Raw genomic sequence first — 15907 nt, forward strand, 5'->3', positions numbered from 1 at the left:
ATGCTTCCAAATTGGTGGGGCAGATCGACGCAAGGCCCGAAGCGTCATCACAAAAAACAAGACTCGCCCAAGGAGCGATGCCGCAAACGGCGGAGCCTGTTTGAACAGCTCGAAGACCGACGCTTATTAGCAACCGATGTCGCCGGAGTGATCGAGGAAGATCAAACCTGGTCGGGCACGATTCGCGTGACCGGTGACACCACGATTCCCGATGGGGTCACGGTTGGCATTGATCCGGGCACGGTGATCAAGTTCGAACATGGCCGGTGGCTAACCGCCATCGGGACGCTCGATGCGATCGGCACGGCAACCGCCCCGATCGTGTTTACTTCGGCGCAAGATGACAGCATCGGTGAGGATTTGACGGACGGTGTGGATGGGACTCCGGTTGCTGGGCAATGGGAATCGCTTAATCTCGATAGTGACACGGCAGTACTGACGCATGTTGAGGTCCGCTACGCAGGTTCGACTTCTGGACCCAACAATGGAAACAGCGTGGGTGCTGTTGAGATCCGCGCCGATGCGTCGCCCCAACTGTCAAACGTGTTGATCACAGATAGCAACTTCGTTGGAATTGATATTGAATCGGGCAATCCATCGCTGCAAAACGTTCAGATTACCGACGGTGATTCGGTCGCCATCCGGCAAGCGTTTGCGGCTGATCCGACGTACCACGGCGTCACCGCTAACAACAACCTTGGTGGGGATCATGTGCAATTGGGCGGAGGGACTTTAACAACCGACCGCATTTGGGACTTTGACGGCTTGCCGGTCCATTTGACCAACAACATCATCATTAGCCAACTCGATGGTACGCCTGCGACTTTGACCGTTGCACCCGGCAGTGTAATCAAGGTAGCCAACGCACAGTTCATCAGTGCCAATCCGGGGATTCTAAAGGCAGAGGGGACTGCCGATGCGCCGATCGCCTTCACGTCGGTTCATGATGACACAGTCGGCGGCGACTCGAATGCCGACGGCGGTGCCACGTCTCCAATGCCCGGCAACTGGGAATCGATCTACTTGTGGTCCGACGACTCAGTGCTTTCCAACGTCGAAGTCCGCTATGCCGGATCGATCTCGGGGCCCAACAACGGCGATAGTCTTGGTGCCGTTGAAATCAACGCAAGTCCTTTGCTGAGCAACGTTCGCATCACCAACAACGACTTCATCGGGATCGATGTTGAGTCGGGAACTTCGATTTTTCAAAATGTCGTGATCACCGACAGCGATGCGTTTGCGATTCGCCAAGCGTTTGCCGCCGATCCAACTTACGACGGCGTCACCGCCAGAGACAACGCGGGCGGCGATCACGTGCAACTGGCCGGTGGAACACTCACAACCGACCGCACTTGGGACTTTGATGGTTTGCCGATTCACCTGACCAACAACATTACGGTTAGCCAACTTGATGGTGCCCCAGCAACGTTGACGGTGGTCCCCGGCAGCGTGATCAAAATTGCCAATGGACAATTCATTAGTGCGAATCCGGGAATTCTAAAGGCACCCGGGACGGTCGATGCACCGATTGTCTTTTCATCGATTCATGACGACTCTGTCGGTGGTGATTCGAATGCGGATGGCGATTCAACTTCGCCAACGCCGGGCAACTGGGAATCGATCTACTTGTGGTCCGACGAGTCGGTGCTTTCCAACGTCGAAGTCCGCTATGCCGGATCGACCTCGGGGCCCAATAATGGTGACAGCCTTGGCGCGGTGGAAATCAGAGCCAGTCCGTCACTCAGCAATGTTCGTATCTCCAACAATGACTTTATCGGGATCGATGTTGAGTCGGGAACTCCGACGTTTCAGAACGTGGTGATCACCGATAGCGATGCGTTTGCGATTCGCCAAGCCTTTGCTTCCAATCCAATCTACGATGGCGTCACGGCTCGAAACAACGCAGGTGGCAACCACGTACAACTGGCCGGTGGAACAATAACGACCGATCGTACCTGGGACTTTGGCGGTTTGCCGATTCACCTGACCAACAACATTACGGTTAGCCAACTTGATGGTGCCCCAGCAACGTTGACTGTGGTTCCCGGCAGCGTGATCAAGGTAGCCAACGCACAGTTCATCAGTGCCAACCCTGGAATCTTGAAGGCCCAAGGGACCGTCGATGCGCCAATCGTCTTCACGTCGCTTCATGATGACACGGTCGGCGGCGACTCGAATGCCGACGGCGGTGCCACGTCTCCAGTGCCCGGTAATTGGGAATCGATCTATCTGCGGACTGACGAGTCGGTGCTTTCCAACGTCGAAGTCCGCTATGCCGGATCGATCTCGGGGCCCAACAACGGCGATAGTCTTGGTGCCGTTGAAATCAACGCAAGTCCTTTGCTGAGCAACGTTCGGATCTCCCACAATGACTTCATCGGGATCGACGTTGAGTCAGGAACTCCAATTTTTCAAAATGTCTTGATCACCGACAGCGATGCGTATGTCGTTCGACAAGCCTTTGCCGCCGATCCAACTTACGACGGCGTCACCGCCAGAGACAACGCAGGTGGCGATCATGTGCAACTGGCCGGTGGCACACTCACAACCGACCGCACCTGGGACTTTGATGGCTTGCCGATCCACTTGGCCAACAACATTACCATTAGCCAACTCGATGGTCTGCCGGCGACGTTGACCGTGGTCCCCGGCAGCGTGATCAAGGTCGCCCACGCGCAATTCATCAGTGCCAACCCTGGGATTCTAAAAGCCATAGGGACTGCCGATGCGCCGATCGTTTTCACATCGATTCATGATGACACGGTCGGCGGTGATTCCAATGCCAACCGCGACGCAACGTCACCAATACCTGGCAACTGGGAATCGATTTATCTGTGGTCCGATGATTCAGTGCTTTCGCACACAGAAGTCCGCTATGCCGGTTCGACCGCCGGCCCCAATAACGGCAACAGCGTTGCAGCAATTGATATTCGTGAGGATGTCTCGGTTGTCGACACAACGATCGCGTCATCCAACAATCGTGGTGTGCGAATTCACGGAGGTGCTAATGCCGAATTGACTCGATTGCGTGTGATCAATGTTGATGCGCAAGGCGTGCACGTGGACGATGGCAATGCAACCATTACGAATACCGATTTCCTAGGCGGCCCCGAAGGCGTCTTGATTGACAACGGATCGAGCGCAAGCGTAACCGGCAGCAGTTTTGTGGGTCAAACCTCGTTTGCCGCGAGACATCTCGGTACGGATCGAACCAACGCGACGTTTACAGGCAACTATTGGGCACATCCCGGCGGTCCACACGATCCGTCGGGTTCGGACGGATTCGTCAACGACAATCCCTTCGGCACACCCGTCACTGACCACGTCGACTATGGATCGTTTCTATCGGTTCCACCGCGACCGCTTGGCCCTCGAGCGCTTTCGCTGAGTCGAATTGATCCGATCAAAGCGCCGATCCATCATCGCTATGAAGCCGATGATTCGACTGCCGATCAATCCGGAACTCGCAACGGCTCGCTTGTCGGGGACGCAACGTATGGACTTGGACGAATCGGCGGGTCTGCCTTCTCACTAGATGGCGACGGTGACTATGTCTCGCTTGGAGACTTTTCCCCGCCGAGTGACTGGACGATTGCCGCTTGGGTCAATCCTGAAAACGTTCCCCTGACCGGTCGCATTACGATCGCCGGTGGTGACGCCCAGAATCGCGATTGGTCTATTGGGATCCGCGATGGAAACTACGTCGCGAACTATCGCAACGATCAATTTCTTGATAGCGGTGTCACCGCTTCCAACAATGTATGGACACATGTCGCCGCGACACTACGCGGTTCGACGTTGAACATCTATATCGACGGGGCGCCGCTTGCCAATGTTGATATCGGACCCGCTTACTCGCCAACGTCTAGCAGCATTCGCATTGGCAGCTCATCCTTCAACAGCGCCGGGTTCTTCACCGGACGCATCGACGAAGTTTCGATCGTGGCCCGAAGTGTCAGTGACGCCGAAATCACTTCGCTACGTGACAATGGCACGATTACCCCGGATTCTGACAAAGATCGTCTGTTGGTTGTCTTCGATTCGCCAATCATCACAGATTCAGTTTCCGCCGATGATTTCACCCTTTCCGGTCCGACGACAGTCGCCGTCGAATCGGTACGAATGGTGGGCGAGCGGACCGTCGAAATCACTTTAACGAATATCATCAACAATGCGGGCAGTTACACGTTGGCCGTCGGCCCACAAATTGTCGGCTCGGCCGGCATTGCGATGGACCAGGATCTCGATGGAACCGCGGGTGAGCCGACCGATGACATCTTCAATGGTCCGTTCATCGTCGACAAAGCCGGTCCGCGAATCATTTCACAGTTCCCCGACGAAACAACGTCATCCGTACTGACCAAAGTCACGGTGACATTCAACGAGCCAATCGATCCCGACACTCTGACACTGGCCTCCGTTGAACTGACCAGCCCCGCCGTCCGAGCGGCAAAACAGGCGTTCGCGCCGATTTCTCTAAACGGTGACTATTCGATTAAATTGGTTCGGTCCACAGAAGCATTTGACGGACTTACCGGTGCGCTACAAGTTCTTGACGACACAAACCTGCAACAGGAAGTGATCAATGAGAATCAACCGTTCATCAATTATGGCCCATCGGCCGGAAACTTCGGCAATGACATTCCAAACCCACTGGACGGCCCCGGATCCGACGATTACCTGGTCCATGACGCGACCGCGACATTCGTTGTACCGAAAGCAGGCGTGTATACGTTTGCGATCGGTAGCGATGATGGCTACCGATTAGAGATCGGCGACTTCTCGACCGAGTTTGACGGCGCTCGCTCGCTAACAACCGATCTGGTCACCTTCGACTTCCCGGTCGCAGGTGAGTATCCGGTGCGGATGGTGATGTATGACCTGACCAGCACGTCCGGCTTTGAACTCTCCGCCGCACAAGGTACGAAAACAGAATTTGACGGCGACTTCGTTTTAGTGGGCGATACCGTCACTTTCACCGGAGGCATTCCCACTCTCGGTGTCGAATCACTTGATGAATCTGACACCGCGTTCCGTTTAACCTTTCCGCCTCAGCCAATCGACGGCGACTACGAACTAACGGTTCAGCCGGTCGCCAAAGACACCTCCGGCAACCTGCACGACCAGAATACCAACGGGGCCGGTGGCGAACCGGAAGACATTTACATCCGCACGATCACCGTCGATCGACAACCGCTACGAATTGTCTCACAGTCGCCGACCGGAATCCAAGTTGGTGCATTGGAATCGTTGGAAGTCACCTTCAACGTACCGATCGATCAAGGCAGCTTTTCGACGGGCGATGTGCGTGTCGACGGACCTGCTGGACGAGTGACCGCAACGAGCGTCGAGCGGATTACCGATACGACGTATCGTATTAACTTGACTCGCTCAACCGCCGACGGCAATTACGAAATCATCGTTGGTCCCGGTATTACCGATGTGGGCGGCACGCTGATGGACAGCGACGGTGATGCGATCCCCGGTGAAGTGGCTGACCGCTACGAGGGCACGATCACCGTCACCGGTGCCGGTCCCGTCGTCACCGACTTTCTGCCTGTTGGTACCATCCCCGCGCCGCTTTCGTCGGTGGATGTCGCCTTCTCGGAAGCGCTCGATGCCGCCACGTTCACTACCGCTGATATCACACTAACGGGCCCGGATGGAATCATCCCTATCACTTCGATCTCTTCCAGCGACGATTTGACTTACACGCTTTCCTTTGCCGCGATCACCACCGCCGGTGACTACACGATCTCGATCGGCCCCAACTTAACCGACGTTGCCGGCACCGCGATGGATCAAGACCAAGACGGCACGGCAGGCGAAGCAACCGAAGACGTTTTCATGTCCTCGTTCACTCTCGATTCGGGCGGCCCCACGATTTTGTCGTACACGCCTGACTTCGTGACCAAACCCTATTTCTTTATCGACGTCACGTTCGACGAAGAGATCGATGTGTCAACGTTTACTCCCCAAGACGTGTCGTTGATCGGTCCCAATGGTGTGATCGCAGTCAACCAAGTCATTGCGCGAGATAGCGACATGGTCCGCATTTCGTTCCCAAACCAAAGTACAGTTGGCGAATACACCTTTTCGATTGGGCCTGACATTCTGGACCCGTCCGGCAATGCGATGGATCAAGATGGCGACGGCAGCTTCGGCGAAATCGATGATGATCGGTTCATTGCCAGCGTCGTATTTGCCGTTCCTGACCTGACAATCGATTCGATCACCGCCGCTGACTCTGCTAAGAACGGTGACATCGTGACCGTCGACTGGACGGTCAGCAACATCGGCGGCGCCCTGGCTACCAACCCTTGGTCAGATCGAATTGTCCTGTCGGCCGATGATATCTACGGCAACGGTGACGACCTGCAACTTGGCGTCCTTACGCACAGCGAAGACCTAGCCAGAGGCGAAACCTATACGACTTCGCTTAGCGTTGACATTCCTTTTGGTATCAGCGGCGACTATTTCATCCTGGTACGCACGGATCGTTCGAACCAACTCTTCGAAGAAAACGATCTGAACAACACGATCAGCCATCCGATCGCAATCGAACTGGAAGATCCACCGGCAGACCTGATTGTCGATGCGATCACGACTCCGGCCAACGGGTTTATCGGCGAAGTGATCGACGTGACGTGGCGAGTCCGCAACGATGGCACGGCGACGACCACCGTTGATTCTTGGACCGACCGGTTGTTCCTTAGCAGTGATAACGTACCGGGTGGCGATATTTTCCTGGGCGACGTGATTCATGACGACGCGCTTGGATCGAACGCTTCTTACACAACGACGGCGTCGTTTGTCGTACCCGCTTCGGTGACCCCTGGCGATTACTTTGTCATTGTTCAAACCGACCTTACGAATCGCGTTGCCGAACCGACCGCCGAAGGGAACAACATCACGCCATCCACCGGTTTGGTATCGATCGCAACGGCACCACTGGCCGATTTGGTTGTCACCACCGTCGCACCGGCGTCAGGACAATTGCCGGTTAGCGGCGAAGAACTGACAATCAACTGGACGACCACCAACGATGGCGATAAACCCGCCACCACCGACTGGACTGACTACATCTATTTTTCCACGGACGATCAGTTGGATAGTGAAGATGTATTGCTAGGAACTAAGGTCACCACTGACGATGTTCTCGTCGGCGACACAACGGACCAATCGCTGAGAGTCACATTGCCTGACGAAATTGCCAGCGAGTATTTCTTTATCGTCGTTCCCGATGCGGAAGACACGGTACGTGAAGGGGAAGGGGAAACGACCGGAACCAAGGCGAGCGATGCGGTTGCGATTTCACTGTTCCCCTATGCGGACTTGACGGTTAGCGACGTGATCGCGCCAACGTTGCTGATCGGTGATCCCGTCGATTTGACCGTTACTTGGACGGTCCAAAACGTGGGTGACGGCCCGGGCCGAGTCAATACCTGGACCGACCGAGTCATTCTGTCCAACGACGACATCCTAGGTGATCACGACGACATCGTCTTAGGCACCTTTGATCACACTGGCGCGGTTCCCGTTGGCGAATCTTACAGTCGCACCGAAATCCTGCCGCTGGCAATTCGCACCCACGGGCGTTTCACGCTGTTTGTGCAAACCGATCTGAACGATGTTGTCTACGAGATTGATGGGGATGCATCCAACAGCGCCTCGCCCGATCATCCCGTTGATGTCTCGACAAAGCCGTTCAGTGACTTGGTTGTCGACGAAGTCACTTTTAGCGGGACACCAACATCCGGTGAGTCTGTCGATGTTAGCTGGACAATCAGCAACCAAGGTATCGCCACGACCGACCGCGATATATGGACCGATTACGTCTATATCAGCAGTGATCCGACCGGCGCGACCGGCCTGCGACTGATCGGAAGCAGTGTCCATGGGGGCGCCTTGGGCGTTGGCAATTCCTATTCGCGAACGACGGACGTGACAATTCCACGCGATGCCGATGGCGAAAATTATCTGTTCGTGCGGACCGGCGGACCTTACGAATTCATCTACAGCGGACTCGATGCTGGCAACCAAGGCCGCAGCGAAGACCTGGACGTGATTTTCATTCCACCACCACCGGTCAATCTGCGCGTGACCGAGATTTCACTGGGTGGACTAACCGAAGTGAACGACGGCACGCAAGTCGAAGTGACTTGGACGGTGCGAAACGATGGCCCCAACGATACGGAAACCGGCTGGGAAGACAAGCTCTACTTGAAATCAACCGGCGGCGGCGAGACCAAAGATTATGGTCGTTTTCGCGTCGAAGAACCACTGATCGCCGGCCAAACGTTGACGCGAACCGAACTGGTCACGCTGCCGCGAACCACGGGGCTGTTCAGATTGTTTGTCGATGCGGACACGCGTAGCGATGTCATCGAAACGGACGAAACGGATAACACCACATTCTCCGACACGCTGCAAATCAATCTGCGACCTCGTCCCGACCTACGCGTTACCCAAGTAACGACGCCCGAGGCAATCACCGCTGGCACGATTATCGACGTTGAATTTACCGTCGCCAATTTGGGCACCGCCGACACACCATCGGGCGGCAGCCGTTGGAATGACCGTGTCTATTTGTCATCGTCTTCAAGCAGCACAAGTAGCGACGGGGTCCTGCTAGGTGAATTGCAAAACGGATCGGCGCTCGGCTTTGCCGGCACGACCAGTGGACAGCCAAGCGAGTACCGTTCGTCCGGTTCGTTTCTGATCCCCCGCTCCTACTCGGGAAACTGGTTTGTCTTGGTCGTGACCGATGCGTTAGGAAAAGTCGACGAGTTCCCGGCCGAAAGCAACAACCGAACCGCGTCGGCAATCGCGATTGACGCCAACCCGGTTCCGCCACCCGACATCGTTGCCCAATCGGTCAATGGCCCCGGGGATGTGTTTGACGATTCGTCGTTCACTGTCCGCTACAAGGTCGCCAACTTGGGCGCAGGGATCACCAATCCTGGTTCCTGGACCGATCGCATCTGGTTGACACTGGGCAAAGACGGCCCCAAGCCGGCACGCGGCGATATCTTCATCGGTAACAGCCATCACTCCGGCGCGTTGGAAGTTGGCGATTCTTATGAAGCCGAAGCAACGGTCAAGGTTCCCAGGGGAATCACGGGACAGTATTTCCTGACGGTCTACGCCGATGGATATAACCGAGTCTACGAATCGGCATTCGCGTCAAACATTAATCCTGATGCACCGAACGATTTGGAAGGAAGCAACTACGTTTCGACGCCGATCAATGTCTTGTTGACTCCGTCCGCTGATTTACAAGTAACGAAGGTCAAAGTTGATGGCGGCGGAGCTCGCCATCCCGATGCGGCCGATCCTTCGGTTCCGTTCAGCGTGACTTGGGAAGTCGCCAACAACGGCACCGCCGTCACCGATCGAGAAACCTGGGCGGATGCGATCTACCTTTCCGACGATACCGAATTTGGCAACGACACGCTACTATTCGCATTGCCGCATTCGGGCGCACTCCAGCCCGGCGAGTTGTATGAGCACACGGCCGAGTTTACTTTGCCACCCTCGGCAGCTGGTTCCCATATTCTGGTTCGCACGAATGTTGATCCACGGATCGCGCTGACCGAAGAAGAAAAGTTCTTGGATGAAGTCCAGGCGATCCTAAAACGCATCGAGGTGGCTTCGGGCAAACCGATTGGCGAAACTGGCGTTTCAGATATCGAACAGTTTTCGCGCGGCGAGCTGCTAGCGATACTGGCCGGTCCAACCAACCAGCTGGTCACGGTCTACGAAGGAGTGTTCACCGATAACAACGTCGGCGCCACCGAAGCAACCATCGTCGATGTTCCGGCTGACTTATCGGTGACCAGCGTGGTGGCTGATGCCGAGAGCAAATCGGGCGAACCGATCAATGTGCGTTGGACAATCGAGAACGTCGGCGCGTTTGCGACCGACGAAGTGATGCAGTCAATCCGGCAATATGTGTTCCTTTCGCAAGATCCTGTCTTTGACCCCACGCGGGCCTTTTTGGCGGATAGCCAGTCGTTCGTGCTGGACGATCCGCTTGAGCCAGGTGAGTCCTACTCCGATTCAACGACTGTCTTCACGCCGCCCGGCAGCAGCGGCATTTGGCACGCGCATGTCTTCACAAACGTCACTGTGCGGCGCGGCGTCCCAGGATTTGGGGAATGGGGCGAAGGAAGTTACCCAGGTTGGGTCGACCACTTTGCCGACAAGATCTGGGAAGGCGACGATGGCCGCCTGAATAACTCTGGATCGTCCGACCAGATCGATGTCCAATACGCCGAGCCCAATCTGGTCATCTCTGGACTCTCTGCTGTGCCGGTGGATCCTAATAGCGGCAGTCAACTTCAAGTCTCTTTTACGGTTACCAACGAAGGGACGCGGAAAACGCGTGTTTCCTCTTGGGCCGACGGCATTTTTCTGTCAACCGATACATCGCTAGACAGTTACGACTTTGAATTGGACAGCGCACAGCGTCGCGAACCATTGGACATTGGCGAAAGCTACGAAGTTTCGGCAACCGTTCGTGTTCCCGATAACATTGGCGGTCCGTTCAATGTGCTGGCGGTAACCGATACGATTTTTCGGAAACGCATTTACGGGCGACCGCTGCCGTACCCAATCACCGAAGGTCCGTCGCGTTTAGTCGGAAGGAGTAACGCGGTGTTAGAGTTTGCGGATGAAGCAGACAACCAGGTAATCGTATCTTTAGATGTCACTCAGGTTCCCACGCCGGACCTAATCATCGATACGGTCAACAGCCAAAGTCGTGTATTGGTTGGCGAAGATTTTTCATTCAGCTACACGGTCAGCAATGACGGCGGCGTGATTCCCGAAACGCAGGTTCCCTATTTCGATCGCGTCTATCTTTCCCGTGACCGACTGCTGGATCCGTCAAGCGATCATTACGTCAAACAATTCCAAATCCGCGATCGAATTGGCCCCGGCGGCACCAGTACGGTAACTGAAGAGCTTCGTCTGCCTCGTGGATTGGTCGGCGACTACTACGTGATTGTACAAACGGATATTCCTCGCAGCAGCCGACCCGACGGCGAAGTGCTTGAAGCGAATGAGCAAAATAACATTCGCGTATCCGATTCGCCGATGTTGATCGAACAGCCGCCGCCGAGCGACTTGCAAGTGATCGACATCAGCGCCCCTACTGCGGCGGCGGTAGGCGATGTTGTCACGGTCAGCTGGACTGTCGAAAACCGCGGTGATGAACCAGCCAAGGCGCGAATCGCTGACGCAGTTTATGTTTCCGATGACGCCGTTTGGGATCTGGGCGATCCATTGGTCGGCCGCAAAGAAGCGCCGGGTGTTCGGACCGTCAATCCCGGTCAAACCTACACCGAAACGGTGGAATTTGAAGTCCCAGCCCGGTTGCCGGGTGATTTTCGAATCTTGGTACGAACCGATATCTTTGACGACGTGGTCGAAGGTGAAAACAACCGTAACAATACCGGTTTTTCTGCCGACACAATGGCGATCACCGTGCCGCGGTTGCGGTTCGATATCCCGCTGGAAGAACAACTTGCCCAGGGCGTCTCGCGGCTGTTCCAACTCGATACAGACCCGGGCCAGACCGTCCGAATTGACTTGGATAGTTTGAACAATGTTGGCTCACACGAACTGTATGTGGCACACGAACGACTGCCTAAGCCATTCGACTTTGACGCCGCTTACGAAGGCTACTTGCGTCCTGATCAGTCACTCTTGATTCCGGAAACGCTGGGCGGCCGATATTTCGTGCTGGCTCGTGCCGGGGTGCGAATTGCTCTCTCCCAAGAGGAAGAAGAAAACTCACTCCTGTTGCGTCAAGAGTATCCGGTCACGCTCAATGCCACCCGGATACCCTTTGGCATCACTGACATCACTCCCGATTCGGGTGGCGACGACCGCTATGTCACCGTGACGATTCACGGCGCCGAATTTCCGGAACAGGCAGCGATTCGATTGGTTCGACCCGAACTAGCCGAGTTTGCGCCGGTTTCCATCGAACGAATCGATGCGACGAAATTGATCGCGGTTTTTGACTTGCGTGATGCGCCGCACGGGCTGTATGACGTTCAGGTTCTACATCCCGACGGACGCTTGGCCGAAGATCCCTATCGCTTCCAAATCGAGGCCGCTGATCCGCTGGAATCGAACATCGGTGTAGCCGGACCGTCGCAAATCGATTTAGGTGCAACCGGTGCCTATGGCTTTACGGTCCAAAGCCTGACCAACGTCGATACGCCGTATACGATTTTCGAATACGCATTCCCCAACGTCGAAAACAAGTTCGAGGCAATCATTCCAGGTCCGGCGATTGAATTCGTAACCGGACTGAGAGGCGATGCGGGGACGGTCGCGCCGTTGTTCGACCCGATCTCTACGTTCGACTTTGGCAGCCTTGCCCCCGAACTGAACCTCGCTGGTGCGCTGACGGGTCGTGGCGTCGCAATCGATCTGCCGACCGGTGGTGTGACGGAAATCGGTGCGGCAGTGACCATCTACCCGGGTCTACGTGAGCTGCTGGAGACCAATCCTGATTTCCTGAAGGATCTAGATCCACTGATCCTAGATATGCTGGCTTTTGATTTTTACGTCGCCGCGGCTTCGACACCGCTGACCAGCGCCCAGTACATCGAATTCCAAACCGAAGAAGCGAGGAAGTTACGCGGCGCGATCTTGGCCGACACAGACGCATCCAACGTGTTGCGCTCGTTCGTCGGCAATGATCAAGAGTTTGTTGATCTATACCTGACCGCGCTGGTCGACCTTGGACTGATGCGACCCGAGGATGCGCCACCCGAAGCGGACGGCCGAGCCGAAGACATCAACGCGTTCTTCGTTGCTGTCGGCGGACTCTTTGGCGGGGATGCAGGTTCCGGAATCATTGACGATGCGGCCGCCAACTTGGTGACCGCCCAGACAATGCTTGGCGATTTAATTGAACAACTACGCGTCTACTATGGACATACCGAGGGCGCGTTTGGCGGTGGAACGGCGGCGCTGCGAGAAGACTACGACCTGCAACTGGCCAACCCGACTTCGTTTGCCACTTTCACGCTGCGAGCTGGGCCCCCGCCGTTGTTCGAAGGAGGCGAAATTGCCGACACGATTGTCTTCAACACCGACGATTTCGGTACCCTAGTTGGCGACACGGTCGAAGTCCAAGGGCCAACCGGTGTAGGTGACGGAAACTTCGTTCCGATTTCAACGCCGCTACCTTACACCGTCACCGCGACGTTCGACTCCGACGCGACCGATGCGGCACGTGAAATTCGTGTCATCGTACCGCTGGACGACACGCTGGATGAACGCAGCCTTCAACTGGCCGATATTCAAATCGGCAGTCGCACGATCTCGCTTCCGCCCGGACGTCCCGCGTTCGTTGGCGAATTTGATCTGTTCGACGAAGACGGCTATGTCCTGCAAGTCACCGCTGGGATCGACGCGACCACGCGGACCGCCAGCTATTTGTTGCGCGCCATCGATCCCCGCGACGGGCTACCACCGGTCGACAACGCGGTTGGAATCTTGCAACCAGGCGAGTCTGTTAAAGTTGGATTCTTCGTCAACGCCGATACCGTCGCTGCGGCGGGCACCGGCGGCGATGTCGCCACCGGAGATCCGATCGACATGACCGCGCGCGTGATCATCGATGACGGCGAACCGGTCGATAGCGAAGTCTCGTTCGCAGCACTCGATGCTGTTGCGCCGACGACCACCCATACGACGACACCGCTTGGCAGTGATCGTTACGAGATCAAATGGGGGGCGACCGATGATTCCGGCGGCAGCGGCGTTGCCACTCATTCGCTGTTGGTCTCACGCGACGGTGGCAACCGTTTTCGCACCGTACTGTATCGAACGTCCGATTCCACCTTCACCTACCAAGCGGCTGCCGGCGAGGAACCAATCTTCCTGGTCCGATCGATCGATGTGGCCGGCAACGTCGAAGCGGTCGGCGATGGAGTTCGAGTACCTAGGTTGGTACCCGAGATCAATCTGGGCAATGCACCACGTGCGGCCGTCGTCGTCGCACCAAACATACCGAACGCCCAACCCGATGGGGCAGCCGTTGAAAAGCGAATCTTTACCGAAGCCGCGTTCGGTATTCCGTCACGAACCAGCCCGACCAACCCAAGCCAATTCGCCAGAGTCATCCGTCCGCTGGCCGCCGAACAGTTCGCAACGATCTCCGGCGAAAGCGGAGCCTCGATCGGCACACTGGCGATGGCGGTCAGTCCCGATGGACAGAACGTCTATATCTCTGGTGGTGCGGGCCGCAATGAACTCTATCGATTTAGTACTCAAACCACTGAGCGGACGGCGCTAGCCACAGGCAACGCTCCGATCTACGAACTCGCCTTCGATTCGGCGGGGCAGCTTTGGGCCAGCACCGGAGGCGAGGGATTATTACAACTCGATCCATCAACGGGCGCGGTGCTTGATTCGATTGGCGCTGGCGTTTCACTTGGCATTGCATCGATCCCCGGCGCGACCGAACTCTATGTGGCAACGACTGGTGGAATTCAGCGATTCGATACCGCCACGCGCAAGTTCACTCCGTTTTCCGACATCCGAGTCGACTCGCTGGCCGTTGCCGCGGATGGGACACTGTACGGAACCGCTTGGCCGGAACGTGATCAAGTACTGCGGTTTGACTTCCGCGGTCGCGCCGAAGTAGTCGCCACCGTCGAAGGGGGCGCCGAATCGCTAGCGTTCGGTGCACCCCAGTCGCTGCTGGAAGACCTATTGATCGTCGGTCACGAGAACACCGGTCAAGTCTCGGTCGTTGATCCAGCCTCGCTGCAACAAACGGTGATTGCGTCGAGCGGGTTTGGCCGCGTCGAAGGAATCGAACCACTGGGCGGTGATCGCTTCTTGGTCACTCAAGGCGACCAAGTCGACGTCTTCTTTAGCGTCGCAGCTCCGCGCGTGATCGAAACCGAGATTTTGAACGGAAACAATCGCGCTAACCTAGTCTTTGACGTATCCCTGAATGCCAATCCGGCCGACCAGGCCAGCGGAAACAACATCGACAACTATACGCTGACCAACATGGATACCGGCGAAGAAGTCTCGATCGGCGCAGTCCGATACGACGCCGGCACGCGGACCGCTGAATTGTTGTTCGAACAGCTGCCTCCCGCCGAGTACGTTCTGCAAGTCAGTTCTCAAGTGGAGAGCGAACAGGCGATTCCGATTGGCGGTGATGGCTTTGAAACAACGTTCCGTGTTTTCGAAGATGTCACGCTGTCGATGTCAGTCTCTTACGAGAACACACGGATCAACCGTGCCGATGGAACGTTGCTGTTCGATGTCATCGTGACCAATAATAATGGCTTCGATGTTGCCGGCCCAATCAACATCGTCTTTGACCAACTTGGTGACGAAAGTGTCGTCTACTTTGGTAACGACGGCGCACCAGCCGATGCCAATGGATTCCAGCTGTTTGCCGATGGCGCCGTGCTGGAAGGCAGCACGTCGTCAGCGCCGCAAACAATCACGATCCAGAACCGCGAACTGGTTGACTTGATGTTCAATCCACGCGTTCTGGCTTCGTTGCCCGACAACCAATTACCAAATTTCAACAGCGCGCCGTTGGAAGTCGGCAGCGTCAATGCGGAATACGAATACTTGGCCGAAGCGGAAGATCCCGACGGATCAGCGGTGACCTATGTGTTGGCCAGCGGGCCGAAGGGCGCTACCGTCGATCCGATAACGGGTATGGTCGACTGGATGCCCAATCGATCCAGCGATGTAAAAGCCGACTTCGAATTGCGTGCCTACGATGCCCGCGGCGCATATCGCCGCCAGGTCTGGACCGTCGATGTGACCGATGCCAATCGTGCTCCAATCATTTCGCCTGTAGAAGATCAACTATTTACCGAAGGCGACCTGATCGACATTCCGGTCA

Annotated in this window: 1 protein-coding gene (cut by a window edge); it reads left to right on the forward strand. The window is 56.1% G+C overall.

Annotated elements, in window-relative coordinates:
* Positions 1-15907: the 5' portion of a CARDB domain-containing protein gene (locus tag CA13_RS16940; RefSeq protein ID WP_146398572.1), read on the forward strand. The gene runs 15179 nt beyond the window's last position; the window shows 15907 of its 31086 coding nt (coding positions 1-15907); it begins with the start codon at positions 1-3; its stop codon lies off the right edge, out of view.

This window comes from Novipirellula herctigrandis, from assembly GCA_007859835.1.
In the GTDB taxonomy this organism is placed as follows: Bacteria; Planctomycetota; Planctomycetia; order Pirellulales; family Pirellulaceae; genus Novipirellula_A; species Novipirellula_A herctigrandis.